This window comes from Maribacter sp. R77961 (genome assembly GCF_044594925.1).
GTDB lineage: Bacteria > Bacteroidota > Bacteroidia > Flavobacteriales > Flavobacteriaceae > Maribacter.
Window position 1 is genome coordinate 881114 of the sequence record NZ_CP138991.1, and the last position, 22432, is coordinate 903545.

Consider the following 22432-nt stretch of genomic DNA (forward strand, 5'->3'; position numbering starts at 1 on the left):
TGCTTTCTGAATTATCATTAATTTTGGCAAGGCTTTTGCTTTAAACGGATTATGAAAAGAGGTTTTTGTTTATTATTTCTCAATATACTGCTTTTGAACATTGCTATTGGGCAAGTCGAGGAACAACCTCTAGATTCAATTTCTGAAAAATTGATTATTATAGAAGGGGATTCTATTGTTCAAAGTTCAATAGCCTTGGAGGAAGCTTATGTTTTTGGCAGGCTTAAGTTTAGCTCATACGATGAGAAGTTACGGTATTACATTCTGCGCAGAAAAACACAGAAAGTGTATCCTTATGCCAAACTGGCCGCAGAACGTTTGGTGGAATTGAACGATAGTCTCAAGTACATCAAAAGAAAGGGTAAACGTAAAAAATACACCAAAAAAGTTCAAAAATATATTGAAGAGGAATTCTCTGAGGAACTAAAAAAATTGACGAGAACGGAAGGTCAAATCCTAGTAAAACTTATCTATCGGCAAACTGGTACAACGGCATTTGATTTGGTGAAGGAGCTTAGAAGCGGGTGGAGAGCATTTTGGTATAATACCACAGCTAAACTTTTTAAGATCAGTATAAAAGAGGAGTTTCATCCAGATAAAATTGAGGAGGACTACCTTATTGAGGATATATTGCAACGTGCTTTTGCTGCCGGTAAATTAGAGCGACAGGAGTCTGTTCTGGATTATAATTATGCAGATCTCTTCAATAAATGGAAGAATCCTAATAAAGCAAGGAATTGAGCATGCCTCACTTTTTTCCGAACATAGAATTCATAATCGTTTTTATACCCTTAAAACCCATTCCAATCGCAGCAATTGCTAGCAATATCCCTATTATCAATACAGGCCAGTAAAAAGGATGATTTTCATTCTTAAAAGCTTGCCAGATGACAATGGGAGCTAAGAACATAAGCATTACCGTGTAGCCTAACTGTTTGACACCTTTTACTAAAATATCCTTGTTGGTTCTCATTCTATTATAATACGATATAAATCTACTTGGGGAATAACGAAGATTTAAGAAAAAAGTTATTCTATAGTAATGGTTCTGGAGAATTGTTGTACCACCGCAAAGTAGCCCAATACAAAATTTTCTGGTTGTCCTACATTGTCAAAAACCTCTTCATTATCAATGTTACTGGCATTGATAATATTGCCCCGAACGGTTGCAGATGGCGTTTGGAAAGGTCCCTGGTCACCACCAGATTGTATAATAAGTTGATTCATGTAGTTGTAAAACCCTTCATCAGCACCTAGAATATTAATAGCTACCTCATCACCTGCATTTAATTCATTGTCGTAAAAATAAGAGAATTCAAATGTTTGCCCTTGATAAAACTCATCTTCGGTAACCAAGTATTCATTAAAATCAAAGTCGAAAATATAAAAGTCATCACGTTCCGCATCATCATCAAAGGAGACAATGATTTCCGTTTCATCTCCACCAAAGAGCGTTTCTGTCCCTTGGGTTAAGTTGGCTATAGGTACCGTTGGTACATATTCTGTGCGTGCTACATAAATATCATCTTCATAATTTATACTCAAAAGAAGTCTACCTTCGGTCAGAAGGCTATTATCAACAGTTTTTTCATAAATACCGCTTCCAGGCTCTTCCTCTATCAATACCATAATATTTCCTGCCATATCGGTAGAGGCATCTAAGTTGGTAACTGTAATCTGTTCTAAATTAGCGACGGGAGTAGGCTCAAAAAAAGAACTCGTAAGTCTTACTTTTACTTGAATATTGGTGACCGTAGAGCTATCTTGAATACGAATCAAGGCGTCTACGCTAAGTCTTGGAGGCTCTGATGGTGTCTCTATTTCAATGACATCTTCACAGGCTAAAAAGCTGAAAGTAGCTACGAGAATATATACCAGTCTTTTCATCTGTTAAAATTTAAAATTATAGGTTACTGCAGGCACCACTCCGAATATTGACGTTCTAATTGCTTCGTTAACTCCTGTATCCTGATTTCTTCTAAAGTTAATGGATGCAGCATTTCTTCTGTTGTAAAGATTGTAAATGCTAAAAATCCATTCGCCTTGGACTTTTCTGTTGGCATTTTTCTTTGGAGTTAAAGTGGCCGATAAATCGATACGATGATAATCTGGCAGGCGCTCCTCGTTCCGAAGACCAAAATAGGGTATGGTAAGTCCTTGGAATTCAAATTGTCCAACAGGATAATTGGTCGGTTGTCCGGTTTGATATACGAAGTTGGTGTTAAAACTCCATTTTTTGTTGAGTTCATAACTCGCAAAAAGGGAGATATCATGTGTTTTGTCGTATGGGGTATTGTACCATTGCCCCAAGTTTATACCACTTTCTAGATTACTCCTACCATTATCTTCAACCGAAGCCCTTCCTGGTGTCCTTTGTTCCGATTTTGATAGGGTATAGGCCAGCCATCCTTGAAATCTACCCTCATTTTTACGAAGTAAAAATTCTAAGCCATATGCCCTGGCTTCCCCATTAAGGATAACCTGTTCTATAGCATCGTTTGCTATAAGATTTGCCCCATCAATATAATCTATCCTATTTTGTATGTCTTTATAAAAAACTTCCGATTCTACCGAATATTCCCCATCATTGATATTTCTAAAATAACCAAGAGCGTATTGGTCCAAAAGCTGGGGTTTTACAAAAGGGCCACTGGGGGTCCAAACATCGAGAGGAGTAGGGGAGCTGGTGTTAGAAAGTAAATGCAGGTACTGAGCCAAACGGGTATAACTCGCTTTTACCGAACTTTTAGAGTTAAAGGTATATGCTAGAGAGGCCCTTGGTTCAAAATTACTAAAGGTGGCAAGGCTACCGCCTCTACCAGGGTTAATTACTTCTATTGGCTCCGCCTCTTGATAAATGAGTAGAAATGGGTCAAATAACACCGGATTGTCATTTTCATAAATATTGAGTTCATCTTGCCCTAGTCGTACAAAATTACTGAAACGTAAGCCATATCCTAGGCTAAGATTTTCCGTTACCCGATGTTCCACATCGATATAGGCTGCAAATTCATTTGCGTATTTTTGAGTAAGCTGTTCCTCCAATATACCTGATTCCGAATTACTGGGCTCAATTTTGCCCGGATTAAATTGATAATAGATATTATTAAGGCCGTAATTAATCTGTAGTTTATCGTTCAGGTAATGCTTAAGGTCATATTTTACATTAAAGTTTCGAATCCCGGAATTCCAATTAAATCCTACAAAATCTAATTTAAGGCCATAGTAGTAATCCGAGTAGATTAAAGATAGATTGGAAAATAATTTATCAGAAAATAAATGATTCCATCTAAAATTAGCTACTGTATTCCCATAGGTATTTACAAAACTATCGTTTATACCAAAAACATCTCGACCAAAATAACCGGAGAGAAAAATATTGTTATTTGCATTCAACTTGTAATTTAATTTGGTGTTCAAATCAAAGAAGTAGGCGGTATTATCAACATCGAAGAGCGGTAAAAATAAGTGCGCATAGGACGCTCTTCCACCGATTAAGAAAGCAGCCTTATCTTTTTTTATAGGACCCTCGACCAAAAGTCTACTGGCCACGGCACCAATACCACCGTTTACCTTAAGTTCTTTGCTATTACCTTCTTTCTGAAAAATATCTAAAACCGAGGAAACTCTACCTCCGTATCTTGCTGGAATCCCACCTTTATACAGTTTAATATCTTTAATGGCATCGGGGTTAAAGACAGAAAAGAACCCAAAAAGATGAGAAGAATTGAAAATTATGGCTTCATCCAAAAGAATTAGGTTTTGGTCAACCGCCCCACCACGTACGTTAAAACCAGAGGCCCCTTCACCTGCGTTGGTTACACCAGGTAATAAGAGAATGGATTTGATGACGTCCGCTTCTCCCAAGATTACAGGTATTTTTTTTATGGTGCTCACGGATAAGGTGTTTACACTCATCTGGGGCTTTCTAATATCCATTTTTTCCACATTCTCGGTAACAATAACTTCTTCTAGCTGTTCAGCCTCTTCAGTGAGTTTAAAATCGATTTTGGCATCTTTATCTAGAGAAATGTTCTGCACAATTTCCTTAAAACCTAAATAACTGACCAAAACTTGATATTCACCTTCTGGAAGTGTTATGGAGTAAAAGCCATATTCATTGGTCGTAACGCCTGTACGTAACTCTGGAAAGGCAATGGTTACGCCTATAAGGGTTTCGTTACTGTTCTCTTCTGTAATTGTACCACTGAGGGTATGTTTTTGTTGGGCCGTTATGGTAAATAAGGAAAAAAAAGATAGTCCGAAGAGAAGACTTTTAAGGTAATTCATTCAAAGTTTTTTTAAAAATAAACAGAAATGTGAGACGTTTGAAAACCTTAACAGTTTTTCAATAAAAAAGGTCCACTTGTTTAGCGGACCTTTTTTTGAGTTCGGTATATTTTAACTTATATCATATCTAAAATCTCGTTAAAAGTAGCGCTAGGGCGCATGGCTTTTGAGACAGATAAAGCATTTGGGATATAATAACCGCCAATATCTTGGTTACTTCCTTGAGCATCTATCAACTCGTCCAATACCTGCTGTTCCTTTTCTTTAAAGGCTTTATCAATTTTTCCAAAAATAGTCTTTAGCTCCATATCCTTATGCTGTTCAGCAAGTGCTTCGGCCCAGTACATAGCTAAATAAAAGTGACTGCCTCTGGTGTCTAGCTCTTTTACTTTTCTAGAAGGCGATTTATCGTTCAGAAGAAATTTTTCTGTCGCCGTGTCCAAGGCGTCGCCCAGAATCTTCGCTTTTGTGTTGTTATTCTTTTCACCATAAAAATCCAACGAAACACCTAGGGCTAAGAATTCACCCAAAGAGTCCCAACGTAAGTGGCCTTCTTCGATGAATTGTTCCACGTGTTTTGGGGCTGAGCCACCTGCACCGGTTTCAAATAATCCCCCGCCGTTCATTAACGGCACTATGGACAACATTTTGGCGCTGGTGCCAACTTCTAAAATCGGGAATAAATCCGTTAGATAATCCCTAAGAACATTACCGGACACCGATATAGTATCCTTACCTTCTTTTATCCTTTTCAAGGTATATCTCGTAGCCTCGATGGGAGACATGACTTTTAGGTCTAGACCTGTAGTGTCATGGTCTTTTAGGTACAGATTCACTTTTTTGATCAACTCAGCGTCGTGTGCCCGCGCTTCATCCAACCAAAAAATAGCAGGATCGTTCGTGGCTCTAGCCCTGCCTACTGCAAGTTTTACCCAATCTTGGATTGGCGCATCCTTAACTTGGCACATACGCCATATATCGCCAGATTCTACAGTATGTTGTAGCAATACTTCTCCCGTTGCTAAATCCTCAACGGTAACAGCACCATTATCCTTTATCTCAAAAGTTTTGTCATGTGAGCCATACTCTTCAGCTTTTTGAGCCATTAGACCAACATTGGGGACCGTTCCCATGGTAGTGGGGTCAAAGGCACCGTTAGCTTTACAAAATTCTATAGTGGCATCGTAGATACCGGCATAGCTACTATCTGGAATAACCGCTTTTGTATCTTGGGATTTACCCTCGGCATTCCACATTTTTCCGGAGTTACGTATCATAGCCGGCATAGAAGCATCAATGATAACATCACTGGGAACATGTAAGTTGGTTATTCCTTTGTCAGAATTGACCATGGCTAGTGCCGGACCTTCACTCAGAATATCGGCTATATCTTCTTCGATTTCTTCACGTTGGTTGGCAGGTAACCCTTCCAATTTGGTGTAAAGGTTTTCAAGTCCGTCATTAGGGTTAACCCCCAGTGCATTGAAAGTCGCAGCATGTTTCTCAAAAAGAGGTGCCAAAAAGGTTTCCAGTACATGACCAAAAATAATAGGGTCGGAAACTTTCATCATTGTTGCTTTCATGTGAACCGAGAAAAGTACACCTTTTTCTCTGGCGTCCTTAACCTGTTCTTTTAAGAATGCCAACAACGCCTTTTTACTCATTACTGTGGCGTCTATGATTTCCTTTTCCTGTAGCTCAACTTTATCTTTCAAAAGCGTTGATTCGCCATTAGATTTGTGTAGTACAATCTTAACGTTGGCGGCCTTACTTAGTGTTAGCGATTTTTCGTTGGATTTAAAATCGCCTTGCGACATGGTGGCCACATGTGTTCTGGAATCGGAGCTCCATGCGCCCATGGTGTGTGGATTCTGTTTTGCGTAATTTTTTACGGCCCTTGGTGCGCGGCGATCAGAATTCCCCTCACGTAGTACAGGGTTAACGGCACTACCCTTAATTTTGTCGTATTTAGATTTTATTTCCTCTTCGGATGCGTTCTGCGGATCATCTGGATAGTTGGGCAGGTTATAACCCTTTTGTTGTAACTCTGCTATGGCCTCTTTGAGCTGCGGTATGGAGGCACTTATATTGGGTAGTTTTATAATATTCGCTTCGGGAAGCTTTGCCATTTTACCAAGTTCATCTAAATCATTGGTTACACGTTGGTCAGCGGTTAAGCTATCCGGGAATATGGCACAAATTCTTCCTGCTAGCGAGATATCTTTCGTTTCTATCTCTATTCCAGAAGTTTTAGTAAAAGCTTTAACGATAGGAAGAAAAGAAGCTGTTGCCAAAGCTGGTGCTTCATCGGTTTTGGTATAAAAAATTTTGGACATTCGTGTTAATTTTATTTCAAGCGGAGCAAAGATACAATATTATCTATCCTATCTACAGTTGGGTGGTATTGAATATTAAGTGATTTTGTTAGATTCCTTAAATGACAAAAGCCATATCATTGTACAAGTACATTGATATGGCTTTTTAGAAATAGTTTACAGCCTTTTGTCCTAATATCTAAATTAGAATGGCAACCATTGATTGCCTCTGCATCACTAATTCAACGTTATGAAATGTTTCTGTTCTTCAGTATTGTACCAAGTAACAGCTACAATTTCTTCTCATTGTCTTAATGTAGGTGAAAATTTAGCTTACACCAAAATTTCTATACATCCATAATACACTTCAAAGGCGACAGCTTTTGAGGTATTAATCACTGCAAAGATATAGACTCCCGATGGAAGATAATATGCTAACAGTTGAACATTGATATAAAGAACGTAAACTCTATAATGGACTTTGGTAGCATCCTTAGCGATGTTTTCCTTAGTTCATACCTAAAGGTACTAAAAATCAGCTAAGAAATCATATTTTCTAAAAAATTAATAATCAACACTTTATGAACCGTAGTTGTTCACAATTGTTTATAAAAAAAGCACCAACTATAAGTTGATGCTTTTATCGAATATGATATGGTTCTTAAGACCTTACTTCTTTAATTCTAGCCTTCTTACCGGTTAATCCTCTGAAATAGTAAATACGCGATCTACGTACTTTACCTTTTTTGTTAACCTCTATTTTCTGTAAAGCAGGTAAGTTAACGGGGAATATACGTTCAACACCTACAGTTCCTGACATTTTGCGTATCGTAAAGGTTTCCGTTGCTCCAGACCCTCTTCGTTGTATTACTACACCTTTAAAGAACTGCGTACGTGTTTTCTCGCCTTCTTTTATTTCGTAGTAAACGGTTAATGTGTCTCCTGCGGAAAATTTCGGGAATTCATTTTTAGTTACGAATTCGTCCTGAACATATTTAATTAATGATTCCATTGTCTTTTTAATTGGAATTGAATCAAAGCAACTTTCACGATTTTCGTCAGAGGTTGATTTAACAGAGTGCAAAAATAGTTCTAAAATTAGAAACTACAAGTATTTTAATAAGATTTTTAATAGTCTGGCGATTGTAAATTAATCCAATAGGTCTGGTCTTAATGCTTCGGTTCTGGCATGTGCTTGCTCTTCTCGCCATTGTTCTATTTTTCCGAAATTGCCGCTCAATAGCACATCTGGAACTTTCATGCCCTTATATTCAGAAGGTCTTGTGTAGACTGGCGGTGCTAAAAGCCCGTCTTGAAAGCTATCTGTTAAGGCAGAAGTTTCATCGTTAAGTACGCCTGGTAGTAATCTTATAATGGTATCACAAAGCACGGCAGCACCCAACTCGCCTCCCGAGAGCACATAGTCTCCAATAGATATTTCTCTGGTTATGAACTTATCGCGCACACGCTGGTCTACTCCCTTGTAATGACCACATAGGATGATAATATTTTTTAAGAGCGATAAACTATTGGAGATTTTTTGATTTAAACGCTTACCATCGGGAGTCATGTAAATAATCTCGTCGTAGTCTCTTTGCTCGGTAAGCTTGGTAATACATTTATCAATAGGTTCTATCATGAGCACCATACCGGCACCCCCTCCAAATTGATAATCGTCTACTTGGTTGTAACTTTTATCGGTGTAATCCCTAATATTATGAAAATACACCTCAACCAAATTCTTGTCAATTGCTCTTTTTAAAATAGAGGCGTCAAACGGACTTTTTAATAATTCAGGTAAAACCGTTATGATATCAATTCGCATATTTATATGAGGTATTTAGTATTAGGCTCTCCAAAAATAATGAAAACATTCAGAATCTTTTTTCCATCCCAACTTCTCGTAAAGCCCTTGTGCAGGATTATCAATCGCAGTCTCCAGGGCCAATCCTTTTTGACTATTTTCACGACAGTACGTTTTTGCCGTTTCTAAAAGTTGGGACCCTATATTATTTTTACGGTGTTCTTTTAAAACAAATAAATCGTTAAGAATGAGGGATGATTTTAAGGATACCGAAGAGAAAGTTTGATAGAGCTGCGTAAAACCTACCGGAATTTCGTTTTCAAAGGCGATAAAAATGACCGACTCTTTTTTGGTGATTCTTTCCGTAAGAAACGCTGAAGCCGCTTCATAATTTGATTGCTGCTTGTAAAAAACCCGATACGAGTCAAACAGCGGTACAATAGCTTCCAAGTCCGTAATTTTTGCTTGTTTTATGGTAATCATACTATAAAAAAAGCTCCTTTAAAGGGAGCTTCGTTTTTATTTAGTTTTTTTCTGTTTGTTTAGTTCGTCCTGTAACTGCCTACTGATTTTCTGTTCTCGTTCTAGGGCCCTTCTTCGGTGATCTTCATATTCCAATTCCAGTTCAGAAAGATTCTGTTTGGCCTCTTGAGTTAGGATATTGCTATTTCTAAATTTATAAACGAATAATCCTAAAAGTAAAAATAGTCCTGCAATTATAGTCCAAAGAATGAAGTTGTAAGTCCCTTTCGATACTTGAATTCCTAAAAAGGACATACTATCTTTTTCCTCGGTAACAGCGCTTAAATTAGTAGTGGTTTCTTCTAATTTCTTATTTAAGGAAGTAATGGTTGTTTCATGACCGGATATGGTCGATTTCAATTCTGCTGTTTTCTTGTTCATTACAGCAATGGAGTCCAGTACATTTTTACGAATTTTATAGAGATTAGATTCTCTAACTACTTCGTACCTCACGCCATCCGCTCTGTAATTACCAGAACGTTTTGAGATATAATCAAACTGTTTGCTTATTGGCCCTTGGTCTAATGATAGTTTTTGCTCTTCGGTTGCGTCTTGCCCATAATTGAAGTTAACGGTAAGTAGGACCGTTAAAACATATAATAATCTCGAGATTTTCATTTGCTTAAAAATTGCCGTTAAATAATGATTTAGAGGGGACTAAAGTAATTGAATAAAATCAATTAAGGAAAAAAAATGGGGAAACCTTGTCTACCTCATTAAACGTACGTTTCAACTATGGGAAACGGACGTCTTGAATACCAAATTTTAATAGTACGTATACCGCCTTACTTTAGAAATATACTTAGCCAATCTAATCACTTGATGGGAATAACCATACTCGTTATCGTACCATATGTACAGAATAAGATTCTTTCCGTTATCCGAGACTAGCGTAGCTTTACTATCATATATAGAAGGGGCAGAAGTCCCAACAATATCAGAGGATACCAACTCCTTGCTTAATGAATATTTTATCTGCTCTACCAAATCACCTTCCAAGGCATACTTCTTTAGAATAGTGTTAATGCCGCTTAATGAAGTTTTGTTTTTAAGGTCTAAGTTTAAAATGGCCAAAGAACCGTTAGGCACAGGTACTCTAATGGCATTAGAGCTTAATTTACCCTTCAACGCGGGTAAGGCTTTAGCCACTGCCTGCCCTGCACCAGTTTCTGTAATTACCATATTTAGACCAGCAGCCCGTCCACGTCTGTATTTACCATGCATATTATCTACCAAATTCTGGTCGTTGGTATAGGCGTGAATCGTTTCTAAATGTCCTTTTCTAATTCCTAGTGAATCTTCAACAACTTTTAGTATTGGCGTAATGGCATTGGTAGTGCAGGAAGCAGCGGAGTATATCTGAGTCGTATCCGGGTCATGTTCCAAATGATTTACGCCATGGACAATATTAGGGATTTCCTTACCAGGTGCCGTAAGCAAGACTTTAGACGCACCTTTTGCCTTTAAATGTCTGGATAAAGCTTTTTTATCCCTAAAAGCTCCTGTATTATCTATGATTAGCGCATCGGATATACCGTATTGCGTATAATCTACATCTTCGGGTTGGTTGGCATTTATGATGTGAACCGTAGTTCCATTAATAATGAGGGCGTTATTTTTACCATCGATACTTACCGTACCCATAAAATTACCATGAACAGAATCTGTTCTTAAAAGACTTGCTCTTTTCTCAAGTACAGCTTCATCCATAGTGCCTCTAACCACAATGGCACGAAGTCTCATTTGGTTACCCTTACCAGTTTTAGACATTAATTCCCTCGCTAAAAGACGACCTATTCTGCCAAAACCATAAAGCACTACGTCCTTTGGTTTAATTCCGTCGTAATCGGCTGCTGACCTCAATTTTTCGACTACAAAGGCCTTTACATTGTTGAAATTATTGTCATCAGAATGATATTCATAAGTTAATTTTCCAATATCAAGTTTAGAAGGCGGAAGCTTTAAATCGTTGATAGCTCTTAAAAGTTCTACAGAATCAAATATTGAAATAGGTTTTTGAACAAATTCACCGGCATATTCATGAAGGTGTATGATATCGCTAACATTCCGGTCAATAACCTGATTCTTAAAGAGAACTATTTCAATGGACTTGTCATACCAAAGGTCACTTATTATTTTAATGAACTCAGTGGTGGCTTTTCTTCTATCGGCCTGGAAGGCTAATTCTTTTTCGTAAGATATTTTACGTGACATAACGCGTTATAGGTTGTTATAAATTTATGCAAAACTACATTTTTCAAACGTTTTCGTAACAAAAATTCATAAAAAAAGGCATCCGTTTTAAACAGATGCCTTAAACCAAACTAGTTTTTACTTATTGAAATATGAGTCGTTCTCTTTCTCCATCTTCGTTCAGCATCGTTATTACAGTTTTTCCATATCTAGAGATACCTCCGAAAGCATTTTTAGCATCCGTAATATTTTCAATATCTTGGTCATCTACTTTAATGATGACTTTCCCGTCAAGACCGTAGCCTCTATACCTTTCTGGAACACCGGTAATTTTAACGCCGATTTTAGTTTTGAACTGTTTTTTATCCTTATCGGAAAGATTTTTCACCTCCATCCCCATTTCTGGTACAATAATCGTTTGGCGTTCTTTAAGCGTCACTGCCACTATGATTTCCTCGTCATCTCTATCGATGACCATCTCTACGGTATCGCCAGGTCTTTTGGTGCTCAAGTATCCCGTTAAATCCGGATATTTTCTAATTTTTATCTGGTCTATCATTTTCACCACATCACCCTCTTGTAGTTCGGCTTCTTCCGCGCCCGAATCTTCAACAATCCCTGAAATATAAACCCCTTCAATTTCATTTAAGCCTTTTTCTATAGCATAAGGTGTATTTACTGGGGCAACATTTATTCCCAAAACACCCTTCTGTACATTACCATATTCTAGAATATCATCGATCACCTTCTTGGCAATATTACTGGGAACTGCAAAGGAGTACCCAACGTACGAACCCGTTCTTGAGGAGATAGCTGTATTTATTCCTATTAAATCTCCGTTAGTATTCACCAATGCGCCTCCAGAATTACCAGGATTTACCGCAGCATCAGTTTGGATAAAGGACTGATTAGACCTGGTGTCCAAACTTCTTGCTTTGGCACTAACTATTCCTGCCGTCACCGTAGAGGTGAGGTTAAAAGGGTTACCGACCGCTAAGACCCACTCTCCAATCTTAGTATTGTCAGAATCTCCGAAAGCCAGATATGGTAGCTTTTCATTAGTCTCAATCTTTATTAAAGCAATATCAGAATTTGGGTCACTACCCACTAATTGTGCATCATAGGTTTTGTTATTATTCAAAGTAACCTGCAGTTGACTTGCATTAGCAATTACATGATTATTGGTAACAATATGACCGTCTTGTGAAATTATAACTCCTGAACCTGTACCTACTTGCGGAGCGGACTTACTTCCGCCAGAACCATAAAAGAATTCAAAGATATTATTGGGACTTTTTCCTATGGTTACATTTTTAACATGCACAACGGCATTAACTGTATTTTCTGCAGCCAGGGTAAAATCAACTTCATTAATACCTGCACCTTTTGCAGAAGTAGGGGTAAAACTAGTGTTTACCACAGAGGTATTTTCATCTGCTGAGATAATAGCATAATTATTCTTTTCGAAGAGGAATTTGTAGGCTCCTAAAGTTATGGCCCCTGCAAACACCGCTACTATTAATAGACTTCCTATTCTTTTCATATTCTTTAGATTTTAACTTATTCATCGTAAAATTAATTGAAATTATGTTTTTTCATTACGATTTAACGACTTTTTAACTGCTAAAAAACCCTTAATAAAGTCCTATCTTTGTTTCTTTAATCGAGTCATGAAAACAACATTTTTTAAATATCAAGGGACTGGTAACGACTTCGTTATGATAGATAACAGACAGGCGTTTTTTCCAAAGGATAATAATGAGCTTGTAGCTCAGCTCTGTGATAGAAGATTCGGGATAGGAGCGGATGGTTTAATTTTATTAGAGGACGATGAGTCTTCAGATTTTAGAATGGTGTATTTTAATGCAGATGGTAAAGAAGGCTCCATGTGTGGGAACGGAGGTAGATGTATCGTCGCTTTTGCCAAATACTTGGGAGTAATAGATGATCGCACCAAATTTATGGCTGTTGATGGGCTACACGAAGCTACTGTCAATGAAGACGTAATTAGTTTGAAAATGCAGAATGTAACGGAGATTAAATCAAAAACAAATTCCTTGTTCGTGGATACCGGTTCGCCACACCATGTTCAATTGGTAGCAGGTCTTAAAGATTTCGACGTTGTAAAAGAAGGGGCAAAACTTAGATACGGTCTATACGGTGAGTCAGGTTCAAATATCAATTTTGTGCAACAAGATGCTGCAGCGTCCTTTTCCATTAGAACATATGAAAGAGGAGTGGAAGATGAAACACTATCATGCGGCACAGGAGTAACCGCCGTAGCGTTGGGAATGCATAGTTTAGACAAAACGAAATCCAATACCGTTAATATTAATGCTTTAGGAGGAAAACTGGAGGTGTTCTTTGACTTTAAAGAAGGGGTTTACAGTAACATCTATCTTAAAGGTGCAGCGAAACAGGTGTATAAAGGAGAAATATCTTGGTAAGCTTAAAAGGAGAACATATTTATTTACGGGCTCTTGAACAAGAGGATCTTAATTTTTTATACCGTTTAGAGAACAGCACTGCGGTATGGGAAATAAGCGGCACGGTTACGCCTTACTCCAAGAATGTTCTTGAACATTACTTGGAGAATGCACATAGGGATATTTATGATGTAAAACAGCTTCGATTGGTAATTTGTAATACCAATGATAAAAGCGTAGGACTTATAGATTTATTCAATTTTGACCCTCAAAACAAAAGAGCAGGTGTAGGAATTATTATTTTAGAGGAGGAAGACAGAAGTAAAGGTGTTGGTTTTGAGTCTTTACAAATCCTTTGTTCTTATGCCTTTAAAACACTCGGTTTACGACAGCTTTATGCCAATATTCTTGAGGCGAACACCTCAAGTATTCATTTATTTAAAAAACTGGGTTTTGAACAGGTAGGCGTAAAAAAGGATTGGATTTTTTCTGAAGGTGAATATAAAAATGAAGTCTTATTTCAAAAGATCGAACACTAATGTATATTAAACGTATTTTACTCGCGATTGCAATAATTGGGCTGTTGGCTGGAGGAGCCTTTGCTTACATGGTCTACAGTGTTTTCTTTACACCAAATACCGCCTTTAATAATAAGGAAGCCTTTGTGTATATAACAACCGACGCTAATTTTAATGAAGTTAAGAACAATCTTGAACCGCTATTGTTAGATTTGGATTCCTTTGAATCGGCCGCGGAAAGAAAGGGATATGCTCAAAATATAAGAGGAGGGAAGTATCGCATCGTTAAAGGAATGACCAACAATGATATTATTAATACGTTAAGGGTAAACAACATTCCCGTAAAGGTTGCCTTTAATAATCAGGAACGCGTTCAAGATCTAGCAGGTAGGATTTCTACACAGATAGAAGCGGATAGCGCATCTTTACTTCGTGTATTTACTGACAATGAGTTTCTAGAAGCCAATGGTTTCGATAAGGCCAATCAAATTTCTCTGTACATCCCTAACAGTTATGAATTCTTCTGGAATACAACTGCAGAAGGATTTAGAAAACGTATGCTTAAGGAGTACGAAAAATTTTGGAACGAGGATCGTATGGCAAAGGCAGAAGCCTTAGGTTTAACTCCTAATGAGGTGATTACCTTAGCATCTATCGTGCACAAAGAAAGTGCAAAAGTAGACGAGCGGCCACGGGTAGCAGGAGTTTATCTAAATAGACTCAAAGCTGGTATGCTCCTACAAGCGGACCCCACCCTTATTTATGGGATAAAAAAGAAAGCCAACGACTTTAGTCTCGTTATCAAAAGAGTGCTTTATAAGGATTTTGAACTTGAATCGCCCTACAATACCTATAAGTATGGCGGATTACCTCCAGGACCTATCACAATGCCCGATATTAGCGCTATAGATGGCGTTCTTAATGCCGAAAAGCACAAGTATTATTATTTTGTAGCGAATGTTGAAAATTTTGGCTACCATATGTTTGCGGAGAATTTAGCGCAGCACAACCGAAATAAAGCGCAGTACATCCGGTGGATTAATAGTAAGAATATTAATCGGTAGTAAATAATCCGAATTTTAAGACATGTTAACTAAATCTGTATTAATTTAACAAAGACTTCTTAAACTCTCATTTTCTCCTCCATAACTTTGCACTGTGAAATTTAAGTACGCAATTTTAATGCTATAAGGCTTAAGAAAAGCAAGTTATGAGAAAATGGATATATTATGCATTTCCGATTATCGTTACTTTTATTCTTTCTAGTTATGGCTTTACCCTTTACAATGTAGAGGTGCCCGAAGCATTGAGAGTAAACGAATCCATCTTAGTAACAAACCCCCAACAAAATAGTATTGCCAGCGAACAAGATATAAATCCTCCTTTTTTAGGGAGTCGATTTACAGGTTTTAAGGAGGCCTTGGCTTTTAAGGAATCTCAAGGAAATTATTTTGTAGTTAACACCTATGGTTATTTGGGTAAATATCAATTTGGAATAAATACACTAGAGTTGGTAGGGGTATATAGTGGTAAAGAATTTTTAAGTGACCCTCAACTGCAAGAAAAAGTTTTTGATATCAATCTTTCTAGAAACAAATGGATTCTAAGGAGAGATATAAAAAGGTTTCAAGGTAAATTTATTGATGGAATAAAGATTACGGAATCCGGTATTTTGGCAGCGGCACACCTAGCAGGACCTGGTAATGTGCAGCGCTACCTACGCTCCTTTGGAAAAGCAGATGTAACCGATGGTTATGGTTCTTCTATAGCCAACTATATCAGTAAGTTTTCGGGATACGATACCTCTGTAGTCATGGCGATAAGGAATCCAAGGATATAAAAAGTTAATGTAGATATGAAAATGGGGAACCCTGGCAATGAGTTGTCAGGGTTTTTTTATGCTTGTATTATGAAAATTGTAGGTCTTTTGTGTAAATCGATGTGCTCATTTTTCCATTGAGAAACAGCCTTTGTAGCAATATACTCTGTAGTCAGGGTGATATCGCAGGCTACGCATACCTTAGTGTTAGGAAGTAAGGTTTTTTGTAACTCCTCTAAAAGTTTGTTGTTGCGATATGGCGTTTCAATAAAGAGTTGAGACTGCCCCTCGTCCCTAGATTTTTTTTCCAATCGTTTTATTTCTTTTTTTCTGTCTAGACTATCTATGGGTAAGTATCCGTTAAAGGCAAAATTCTGACCGTTAAAACCACTTGCCATAAGCGCAAGCAGTATAGAAGAAGGTCCTACAAGAGGCACTACCTTTATGTGCTTTTCATGTGCTATTTGAACTACTGCCGCACCTGGGTCCGCTACTCCTGGGCAACCTGCTTCTGAAAGAATGCCCATATCGTACCCTTCTAAACATGGGTCTAAAAAACTGGGTATTTCAGAGGTCTCCGTAAATTTATTAAGCGCAAATAATTTAAGGGATGGCTGGGGTTTTCTAGGACTTACCTTTTTTATGAAATGACGTGCTGTTTTTTCGTTTTCAACAATGTAATGTTCAATTTCTTCAATGGCTCTTTTGATGGAGATGGGCAGCACTTCCAGCGGGGGGATATCTCCTAAGGTAGAAGGAATTAAATAAAGCTTTCCGAGTTTATCAGCCATAGTTCTTAAAGTTTTACAGCAATGCTGGTACAAGCGGCATCAATTAGATGATATATCAATTCAAAACCATCATTTGCTCCGTAATAGGGGTCGGGTACCTCAGTTTCAACACTGTCCGATTCCTCCAAGAGTAATTTTACTTTTGCTATGTCGTCCGCGGTTTTAGCCAAACGAACTATATTGTTATAGTTGCTTTTGTCCATAGCATAAATCGTATCAAAGCTATCAAAATCACTCGCCATAAACTGCCTACATCTTTGCTTGCTGATGTCTATTCCATATTTTTTGGCAATAGCTATGGACCTAAAGTCTGGAGGATTTCCTATATGGTAGCCTCCTGTACCTGCAGAATCAACAAAAACGGTATCAGGATTCACCTTGTTTTTAAGAACACCTTCCGCTAACGGCGACCTACAAATATTTCCTAGGCATACCATTAGAATACGATTTTCCATCTAAGACTTAGGAGAATTTCTTGGTAAGGTCATCAATATACTTACGAAACTGTTTGTCGGTTTCTGCAAGGTTATCAACCGTTTTACAAGCATGTAAAACCGTAGCATGATCTCTTTTACCTATTTGGGAACCAATACTGGCAAGAGAAGCTTTGGTAAATTTTTTAGCAAAGAACATTGCAAGCTGTCTTGCCTGCACAATATGCCTTTTTCTTGTTTTGGATTGTAGGGTGGCCACATCCATTTCAAAGTAATCGGATACAACTTTTTGAATGTAATCGATGGAAACCTCGCGCTTCGTGTTTTTAACAAACTTTTCTACCACTTGCTGCGCCAGTTCTAAAGTAACCTCGCGTTTGTTTAAGGTAGATTGTGCTATCAAAGAAATAATGGCACCTTCCAATTCCCTGATATTAGTTTTTATATGCTTTGCAACATATTCTATTATATCCTCGGGCATTTCAACACCATCTCGGTATAATTTATTCTTCAGAATAGAAATACGGGTTTCATAATCTGGGCTTTGCAATTCGGCGGATAATCCCCATTTGAAACGGGAAAGCAAGCGCTGTTCAATATCTTGCATGTCAACCGGAGCCTTGTCAGATGTAAGTACTACCTGCTTACCATTTTGATGAAGATGATTGAAGATGTGAAAGAAAACATCCTGAGTTCCGGATTTCCCTGAAAGGAACTGAACATCATCAATAATCAATACATCGATAAGCTGGTAGAAATGGATAAAATCATTTCTCGTATTCTTCTTAACAGACTCAATATATTGTTGTGTAAATTTCTCCGCAGAGATGTAGAGCACCGTACGTTCTGGATATTTATCCTTTATCTCAACCCCGATAGCATGGGCCAAATGGGTTTTACCTAAACCAACACCACCAAAAACTAATAAAGGATTAAAAGAAGTCCCGCCAGGCTTATTTGCTACCGCCATACCGGCAGAACGGGCAAGTCTATTGGAATCACCTTCTAAGAAATTATCAAAATTATAGTTAGGGTTTAACTGTGATTCTATTTTAATATTTCGGATACCTGGAATGACAAAAGGATTCCTGAGCTCAGGATTTTTAGATTTAATGGGAACGTCCATTTCTTGTGGACTCATGTTTCCACGGTTAGAACTAGGAATTTTCTCCGTAAAAGGTTCCTTGTTGCCATAGGTGTTTTCCATACGTATGATATAAACCAGTTTGGCCGTTTCTCCCAGTTCTTTCGTAAGGGCAACTTTCAAGAGTTTCACATAGTGCTCCTCCAGCCACTCGTAAAAGAATTTACTAGGTACTTGAATGCTTAAGGCATTCTCTGTTAATTTGATAGGCTTAATAGGTTCAAACCAAGTTTTGAATGCCTGCGGTTGGATATTATCTTTGATAAACTCCAAACAGTTTTCCCAAACGGAATTAGCAGTAACACTCATAGTTATAAACGTTCTCGATTATTGGTTAGTTAATCTTACAATAAAACATCAATTTAACATAATATTGACGCTTTTCTAAGGTAGGCAAATATGTGAACAAAAAATCTAAAAAAAAAATCAAATACTATTGAATTTGAGCTTTTTTTTTACCATGTTCGCTGACCTTTAGGGGGAGCTTCTAAATATATACTTTTTACTTTGAAAAAATGAAAGATAATACAATTTCTTTTCGTGTCAGATATGGTGAAACTGACCAAATGGGCGTGGTTTATCATGGTAATTATGCGCAATACTTAGAGATGGGCAGGGTAGAGTGGCTCCGTAAACTGGGGATTTCCTATAAGGAAATGGAAGATAACGGAATTATACTTCCCGTTATTAATCTCAATATCAAGTATTTAAAGTCAGCTTATTATGATGACCTCATTTTTGTAAGGACCGAGCTCAAAGAAAAGCCTTCTGTGCGGATTGAGTTCGATTATATGATCACCAATGAGCGAGAAGAAATTTTGGCAGAAGCAAACACGGTTTTGGTGTTTATGAGCATTAGTAAGAAAAGACCTATAAAATGTCCAGATTATATTCTAGATAAATTGGATTTTTAATGGAATCGTAGGAAAAGAATTCGATAGCACTCAATCAATTTTTGAAACCTTTATTTTATGTAACGTTTTTAAATTATCGACAACCGATTCGACTTTACTTTTCCGGACCGATATCACAATTTCACAATCTAGATTTAGTTCTTGAGAAAAGATGTTCAGCTGATTTTTTTTAATAAAACGCATGACAAGGTCCATTTCAGCATATTCAAATTTTAGGAGTAGTTGTTCCTCAATAGTCTTTTCAGTGATGATAGCTTCCTCCAAGGCAAGTTTTGCAGCATTCCTGTAGGCACTTATTAAACCACCGACCCCTAATTTGGTTCCGCCAAAAACCCGGACCACGGCGATAAGTACATTCGTAACATCAAAAGATTGTATTTGTCCATAAATGGGCATCCCTGCGGAATTATTGGGCTCTCCGTCGTCATTTGCTCTGTAAGAGGCTTGTTCAACACCCAATTGCCAGGCATAACACACATGATTTGCAGTAGGGAACTGTTTTTTAAGTGCTTCAACGTTTTGCTTGGCTTCTTCCTCATTTTGTATGGGAAAAGCAAATCCATAAAATTTACTCTTCTTTTCTTTGAGGAGTATCTCCTCGGTGGCCTTGGTAATTGTTTTGTAGGTGTCCCTTCGTTCCATAATCAAGAGAATGCTACTAAAAAAATACTGATTACTGCCAGCCCTATACCCAGCCAATTCCGCAGTTGAAGTTTTTCTTTGAACAATAGAATACCGAGAAAAGTAGATAACATTACGATGCCTACATTGTTCAAAGTGAATATAGATGCACTGCTTAAACCTTTATAATCAAGTGCTTTTAAGAGAAAGTAGATAGAAAAGAAATTTGGCACGCCCAGAAGGATACCGCCACCGACATTCTTTAGATTTACTTTTAAAGGTTTTCGGACACTGTTCGCTGTAATAAAAACAAGACCAACAACGGCTGCGGCTGCAAAAACAGTCGCAGAGAACAGCGCAAATTCATATTCTGGCACATATAACTCTTGAAAGAACTTAATAGCGATATCTATTGTCCCGGAACCTAGAAAAACTAGAAAAGGAAGCATTAACATAGCTAACTTAAAGACCTCTCCTGTATTTTTGACGGAAACAAAGTATACCGCAAGAACTGCTATGACAATACCAATTATTTTTACTAACCCTAGGTGCTCATTGTAAAGGAATACCCCTAGGAAAGCCGGTAATACAAAAGACATTTTGGTCGCTACGGATGCCACGGAAACCCCAAGCTTTTGCGATGTGGCTGCCATAATATTAAAAACAAGAATAAATAGGACACCTAAGGCCATAGCCCCAAAAAACCAACGCTTCTGGGGAATAAGAAGCCAGTCCACTTTACCTTCATAAAACAAAAGCCCAACCATACAAGCTACTACGTAGTTGGTGATAATGGCGTAAAGGGTCTCTATTTTAAATCTGGAGTATAGTTTAAAGATGACAAAAATAAAACTGGAAAAAAGGACACTTAGTAGAAGGTATTGCATCTAAATTTTGTTAGTTAACTCGGTAATGTCTTCTTGACCTACAATAAGGTTCCAGGTCTTTATTCCCAATAAGGCCGCACTTTCGGTATTTTCCTTGGTATCATCTATAAACAGGGTTTCATTAGCTTGGAGTCCATTTTGTGCCAACACATATTCGTAAATATTGGTATTTGGTTTGCGCATATGTATTTCGTGAGATAGGTAAAATTGCTCAAAACAATTCTTAAACCTTTTGTAGCGTACTATACCCATAGTTTCTTTGACGAAAGTGATGTGTAAATCATTGGTATTGCTTAGTAAAAAGAGGCGGTAGTTATTTTCTTTCTTAAGTTTTTCAATAAATTCCAAACGGTATTCGGGGAAATCTAGAATTATGGAATTCCAGGCTTGAATTATAGCTTCAGCATCCGCTTGCGGAAAAATATCCTTTAGGGCTGCCACATAACTTTCCGAGCTCATCAAGCCCATCTCATAGTTTTTTGCCAACGTATCCAATTCTGGTGTAAGCGCTGTAAATCCAAAAAGTGCCATTTGCTTAAAAACGGCCAACTTATCCAGATTTATAAAGATATCTCCAAAGTCAAAAATTATATTCTTAATCATTTTTGATAAATGTTAACTGATCATTTTCAATAGCTTGTTTGGAAATCATACGACCTTTAATCACGGGTGCGGCCACCCCATTCTTAAAAGAAACAGCTCGTTTAAAGATGCGGGCTTCATCCCATAAATCAGCATCTATAAATGTTTGTAAGGTCTGCGCACCTCCCTCTATGAGTACACTTTGAATATTCAAACAATGTAAAGTATCACAAATATCTTGAGCCAAATTTTCGGACTGAAGCACTTCATAGCTCACATTATTTGTGGCTACAGGCATCTTATCATTTTTTGTAAAAACAATAGTTCTTTGACTTCCGTCCAAGACATGGTAATTTTTTGTAATCTTCAAATTGGCATCAAGAACAATTCTAATAGGCGATTTCCCGTTCCATGACCGCACATCTAATCTCGGATTATCCTCCAAAACGGTGGTAGTACCCACCAAAATTGCCTGTTCTTCACTACGCCACTTATGCACCAGTTGCCTGGCAGGTGCCCTGGTTATCCAATACGGTTCGGGATTGGTCGCTCGTAGTGCTTTGTCAGGAGCGATAAAGCCATCGTCGGTTTCCGCCCACTTCAAAATAATAAAAGGACGTTTTTTTAAATGAAAAGTTAGAAAACGTTTGTGATGGGCAGCGCAGTATTCTTTTAAAACATCGGTAACTACCTCGCACTTCGCTTTTAAGAGTTTCTGAATTCCTTTGCCTGCTACTTTTTCATGGGGGTCTTTTAATCCAATAACTACTCTGGGGATGTTATGTTTCAAAATTAAATCTGCGCAAGGCGGTGTTTTTCCATGGTGGGAGCAGGGTTCTAGGGTCACATACAGGCAAGACTTGGCCAGTTGGGACTTGTCGGTAACGGAATTAATGGCATTTACCTCTGCGTGCGCACCGCCAAATGGACTGGTGTACCCTTCGCCAATAATTTTATCTTCATACACGATAACCGCACCTACCATAGGATTTGGCGCTGTAGTGCCTAATCCGTTTTTAGCAATTTCTATACTACGTAACATATACTGTTCGTCTTTAGAAAAGGAATCTAATTTTGGCATGGGTATCGGTTGCATTCGTATATTTTCTATGGCTATAGCCTTTAAGAATATACGCAATTCACGTATCTTCACGCATCAAAAATAGTACTTT

23 protein-coding genes are annotated in these 22432 nt (G+C 37.8%); 6 read left to right on the forward strand and 17 right to left on the reverse strand.

The annotated features are described in order from the left end of the window. Positions 1-51: 51 nt before the first annotated feature. Positions 52-741 (forward strand): DUF4294 domain-containing protein, encoded by a 690-nt coding sequence (locus SJY09_RS03715; protein ID WP_396637612.1) that lies wholly within the window; start codon positions 52-54, stop codon positions 739-741. A gap of 7 nt (positions 742-748) precedes the next feature. On the opposite strand, the gene SJY09_RS03720 is transcribed toward SJY09_RS03715, so the two are convergent. From SJY09_RS03720 to SJY09_RS03765, 10 genes are all read right to left on the reverse strand, one after another. Continuing rightward, positions 749-973: a DUF6095 family protein gene (locus SJY09_RS03720; RefSeq protein WP_396637613.1), complete on the reverse strand. Its 225-nt coding sequence runs from the start codon at positions 971-973 to the stop codon at positions 749-751. A gap of 56 nt (positions 974-1029) precedes the next feature. Then, positions 1030-1887, reverse strand: coding sequence for a DUF4249 family protein (locus tag SJY09_RS03725; RefSeq protein ID WP_396637614.1), 858 nt, complete (start codon positions 1885-1887; stop codon positions 1030-1032). A gap of 3 nt (positions 1888-1890) precedes the next feature. Continuing rightward, on the reverse strand, positions 1891-4290 hold the full coding sequence (locus tag SJY09_RS03730; RefSeq protein WP_396637615.1) for a carboxypeptidase-like regulatory domain-containing protein: 2400 nt from the start codon (positions 4288-4290) through the stop codon (positions 1891-1893). 116 nt (positions 4291-4406) lie between these two features. After that, a complete protein-coding gene (locus SJY09_RS03735) occupies positions 4407-6626 on the reverse strand; it encodes an NADP-dependent isocitrate dehydrogenase (RefSeq protein WP_396637616.1) in 2220 nt (739 codons plus the stop codon). Between the two features lie 640 nt (positions 6627-7266). Then, positions 7267-7617, reverse strand: coding sequence for a 50S ribosomal protein L19 (gene rplS / locus SJY09_RS03740; protein WP_396637617.1), 351 nt, complete (start codon positions 7615-7617; stop codon positions 7267-7269). Between the two features lie 138 nt (positions 7618-7755). Then, positions 7756-8430 (reverse strand): tRNA (guanosine(37)-N1)-methyltransferase TrmD, encoded by a 675-nt coding sequence (gene trmD, locus SJY09_RS03745; RefSeq protein ID WP_396637618.1) that lies wholly within the window; start codon positions 8428-8430, stop codon positions 7756-7758. 21 nt (positions 8431-8451) lie between these two features. After that, positions 8452-8892, reverse strand: a complete 441-nt coding sequence (locus tag SJY09_RS03750; protein WP_396637619.1) for a GNAT family N-acetyltransferase — start codon at positions 8890-8892, stop codon at positions 8452-8454. A gap of 36 nt (positions 8893-8928) precedes the next feature. Then, complete coding sequence (locus SJY09_RS03755) at positions 8929-9549, reverse strand: tRNA (guanine-N1)-methyltransferase (protein WP_396637620.1); 621 nt, start codon at positions 9547-9549, stop codon at positions 8929-8931. A gap of 147 nt (positions 9550-9696) precedes the next feature. Beyond that, positions 9697-11145 (reverse strand): glyceraldehyde-3-phosphate dehydrogenase, encoded by a 1449-nt coding sequence (locus SJY09_RS03760; protein WP_396637621.1) that lies wholly within the window; start codon positions 11143-11145, stop codon positions 9697-9699. Positions 11146-11266: 121 nt separating this feature from the next. Next, positions 11267-12667 carry a S1C family serine protease gene (locus SJY09_RS03765; RefSeq protein WP_396637622.1) on the reverse strand — a complete coding sequence of 467 codons (1401 nt, stop codon included), beginning with the start codon at positions 12665-12667 and terminating at the stop codon, positions 11267-11269. Between the two features lie 127 nt (positions 12668-12794). On the opposite strand from SJY09_RS03765, the gene dapF reads away from it, so the two are divergent. The 4 genes from dapF to SJY09_RS03785 all read left to right on the forward strand — a co-directional run bounded on the left by dapF (position 12795) and on the right by SJY09_RS03785 (position 15908). Continuing rightward, positions 12795-13571 carry a diaminopimelate epimerase gene (dapF, locus tag SJY09_RS03770; protein ID WP_396637623.1) on the forward strand — a complete coding sequence of 259 codons (777 nt, stop codon included), beginning with the start codon at positions 12795-12797 and terminating at the stop codon, positions 13569-13571. Next, a complete protein-coding gene (locus tag SJY09_RS03775) occupies positions 13565-14089 on the forward strand; it encodes a GNAT family N-acetyltransferase (protein ID WP_396637624.1) in 525 nt (174 codons plus the stop codon). Before dapF ends, SJY09_RS03775 begins: the two co-directional genes overlap by 7 nt. Beyond that, positions 14089-15132 carry an endolytic transglycosylase MltG gene (gene mltG, locus SJY09_RS03780; RefSeq protein ID WP_396637625.1) on the forward strand — a complete coding sequence of 348 codons (1044 nt, stop codon included), beginning with the start codon at positions 14089-14091 and terminating at the stop codon, positions 15130-15132. The genes SJY09_RS03775 and mltG overlap by 1 nt, the downstream gene beginning before the upstream one ends. Positions 15133-15278: 146 nt before the next feature. After that, positions 15279-15908 carry a hypothetical protein gene (locus tag SJY09_RS03785; protein WP_396637626.1) on the forward strand — a complete coding sequence of 210 codons (630 nt, stop codon included), beginning with the start codon at positions 15279-15281 and terminating at the stop codon, positions 15906-15908. Between the two features lie 56 nt (positions 15909-15964). Here the strand turns inward: SJY09_RS03785 and SJY09_RS03790 are convergent, their stop codons facing one another. Genes SJY09_RS03790 through dnaA form a run of 3 tightly spaced genes read right to left on the reverse strand, consistent with a single transcriptional unit; the run spans position 15965 to position 18565 of the window. Then, positions 15965-16678, reverse strand: a complete 714-nt coding sequence (locus SJY09_RS03790; protein ID WP_396637627.1) for an SAM-dependent methyltransferase — start codon at positions 16676-16678, stop codon at positions 15965-15967. A gap of 5 nt (positions 16679-16683) precedes the next feature. Continuing rightward, complete coding sequence (locus tag SJY09_RS03795) at positions 16684-17133, reverse strand: low molecular weight protein-tyrosine-phosphatase (protein ID WP_396637628.1); 450 nt, start codon at positions 17131-17133, stop codon at positions 16684-16686. A gap of 7 nt (positions 17134-17140) precedes the next feature. Further along, the gene (gene dnaA, locus SJY09_RS03800) at positions 17141-18565 is read right to left on the reverse strand and encodes a chromosomal replication initiator protein DnaA (protein ID WP_396637629.1); all 1425 of its coding nucleotides are present in this window, start codon (positions 18563-18565) and stop codon (positions 17141-17143) included. A gap of 206 nt (positions 18566-18771) precedes the next feature. Here dnaA and SJY09_RS03805 point away from each other — a divergent pair, with 206 nt between their 5' ends. Then, positions 18772-19170: an acyl-CoA thioesterase gene (locus SJY09_RS03805; protein ID WP_396637630.1), complete on the forward strand. Its 399-nt coding sequence runs from the start codon at positions 18772-18774 to the stop codon at positions 19168-19170. 30 nt (positions 19171-19200) lie between these two features. Here SJY09_RS03805 and SJY09_RS03810 read toward each other — a convergent pair whose 3' ends face one another. Genes SJY09_RS03810 through ribD form a run of 4 tightly spaced genes read right to left on the reverse strand, consistent with a single transcriptional unit; the run spans position 19201 to position 22398 of the window. Then, positions 19201-19812 carry an IMPACT family protein gene (locus SJY09_RS03810; RefSeq protein WP_396637631.1) on the reverse strand — a complete coding sequence of 204 codons (612 nt, stop codon included), beginning with the start codon at positions 19810-19812 and terminating at the stop codon, positions 19201-19203. Positions 19813-19814: 2 nt separating this feature from the next. Further along, positions 19815-20678 (reverse strand): EamA family transporter, encoded by an 864-nt coding sequence (locus SJY09_RS03815; RefSeq protein WP_396637632.1) that lies wholly within the window; start codon positions 20676-20678, stop codon positions 19815-19817. Next, the gene (locus SJY09_RS03820; RefSeq protein WP_396637633.1) at positions 20679-21281 is read right to left on the reverse strand and encodes an HAD family hydrolase; all 603 of its coding nucleotides are present in this window, start codon (positions 21279-21281) and stop codon (positions 20679-20681) included. After that, positions 21274-22398, reverse strand: a complete 1125-nt coding sequence (ribD, locus tag SJY09_RS03825) for a bifunctional diaminohydroxyphosphoribosylaminopyrimidine deaminase/5-amino-6-(5-phosphoribosylamino)uracil reductase RibD (RefSeq protein WP_396637634.1) — start codon at positions 22396-22398, stop codon at positions 21274-21276. The genes SJY09_RS03820 and ribD overlap by 8 nt, the downstream gene beginning before the upstream one ends. Between the last annotated feature and the right edge of the window lie 34 nt (positions 22399-22432).

Coding starts and splice junctions, on each gene's coding strand:
- SJY09_RS03730 (WP_396637615.1), bottom strand. CDS start 4,290: ATGAATTACCTTAAAAGTCTTCTCTTCGGACTATCTTTTTTTTCCTTA.
- SJY09_RS03815 (WP_396637632.1), bottom strand. CDS start 20,678: ATGCAATACCTTCTACTAAGTGTCCTTTTTTCCAGTTTTATTTTTGTC.
- SJY09_RS03820 (WP_396637633.1), bottom strand. CDS start 21,281: ATGATTAAGAATATAATTTTTGACTTTGGAGATATCTTTATAAATCTG.
- SJY09_RS03735 (WP_396637616.1), bottom strand. CDS start 6,626: ATGTCCAAAATTTTTTATACCAAAACCGATGAAGCACCAGCTTTGGCA.
- SJY09_RS03760 (WP_396637621.1), bottom strand. CDS start 11,145: ATGTCACGTAAAATATCTTACGAAAAAGAATTAGCCTTCCAGGCCGAT.
- rplS (WP_396637617.1), bottom strand. CDS start 7,617: ATGGAATCATTAATTAAATATGTTCAGGACGAATTCGTAACTAAAAAT.
- dapF (WP_396637623.1), top strand. CDS start 12,795: ATGAAAACAACATTTTTTAAATATCAAGGGACTGGTAACGACTTCGTT.
- SJY09_RS03810 (WP_396637631.1), bottom strand. CDS start 19,812: ATGGAACGAAGGGACACCTACAAAACAATTACCAAGGCCACCGAGGAG.
- SJY09_RS03785 (WP_396637626.1), top strand. CDS start 15,279: ATGAGAAAATGGATATATTATGCATTTCCGATTATCGTTACTTTTATT.
- SJY09_RS03720 (WP_396637613.1), bottom strand. CDS start 973: ATGAGAACCAACAAGGATATTTTAGTAAAAGGTGTCAAACAGTTAGGC.
- SJY09_RS03765 (WP_396637622.1), bottom strand. CDS start 12,667: ATGAAAAGAATAGGAAGTCTATTAATAGTAGCGGTGTTTGCAGGGGCC.
- SJY09_RS03790 (WP_396637627.1), bottom strand. CDS start 16,678: ATGGCTGATAAACTCGGAAAGCTTTATTTAATTCCTTCTACCTTAGGA.
- mltG (WP_396637625.1), top strand. CDS start 14,089: ATGTATATTAAACGTATTTTACTCGCGATTGCAATAATTGGGCTGTTG.
- SJY09_RS03715 (WP_396637612.1), top strand. CDS start 52: ATGAAAAGAGGTTTTTGTTTATTATTTCTCAATATACTGCTTTTGAAC.
- SJY09_RS03795 (WP_396637628.1), bottom strand. CDS start 17,133: ATGGAAAATCGTATTCTAATGGTATGCCTAGGAAATATTTGTAGGTCG.
- dnaA (WP_396637629.1), bottom strand. CDS start 18,565: ATGAGTGTTACTGCTAATTCCGTTTGGGAAAACTGTTTGGAGTTTATC.
- trmD (WP_396637618.1), bottom strand. CDS start 8,430: ATGCGAATTGATATCATAACGGTTTTACCTGAATTATTAAAAAGTCCG.
- SJY09_RS03805 (WP_396637630.1), top strand. CDS start 18,772: ATGAAAGATAATACAATTTCTTTTCGTGTCAGATATGGTGAAACTGAC.
- SJY09_RS03750 (WP_396637619.1), bottom strand. CDS start 8,892: ATGATTACCATAAAACAAGCAAAAATTACGGACTTGGAAGCTATTGTA.
- SJY09_RS03725 (WP_396637614.1), bottom strand. CDS start 1,887: ATGAAAAGACTGGTATATATTCTCGTAGCTACTTTCAGCTTTTTAGCC.
- SJY09_RS03755 (WP_396637620.1), bottom strand. CDS start 9,549: ATGAAAATCTCGAGATTATTATATGTTTTAACGGTCCTACTTACCGTT.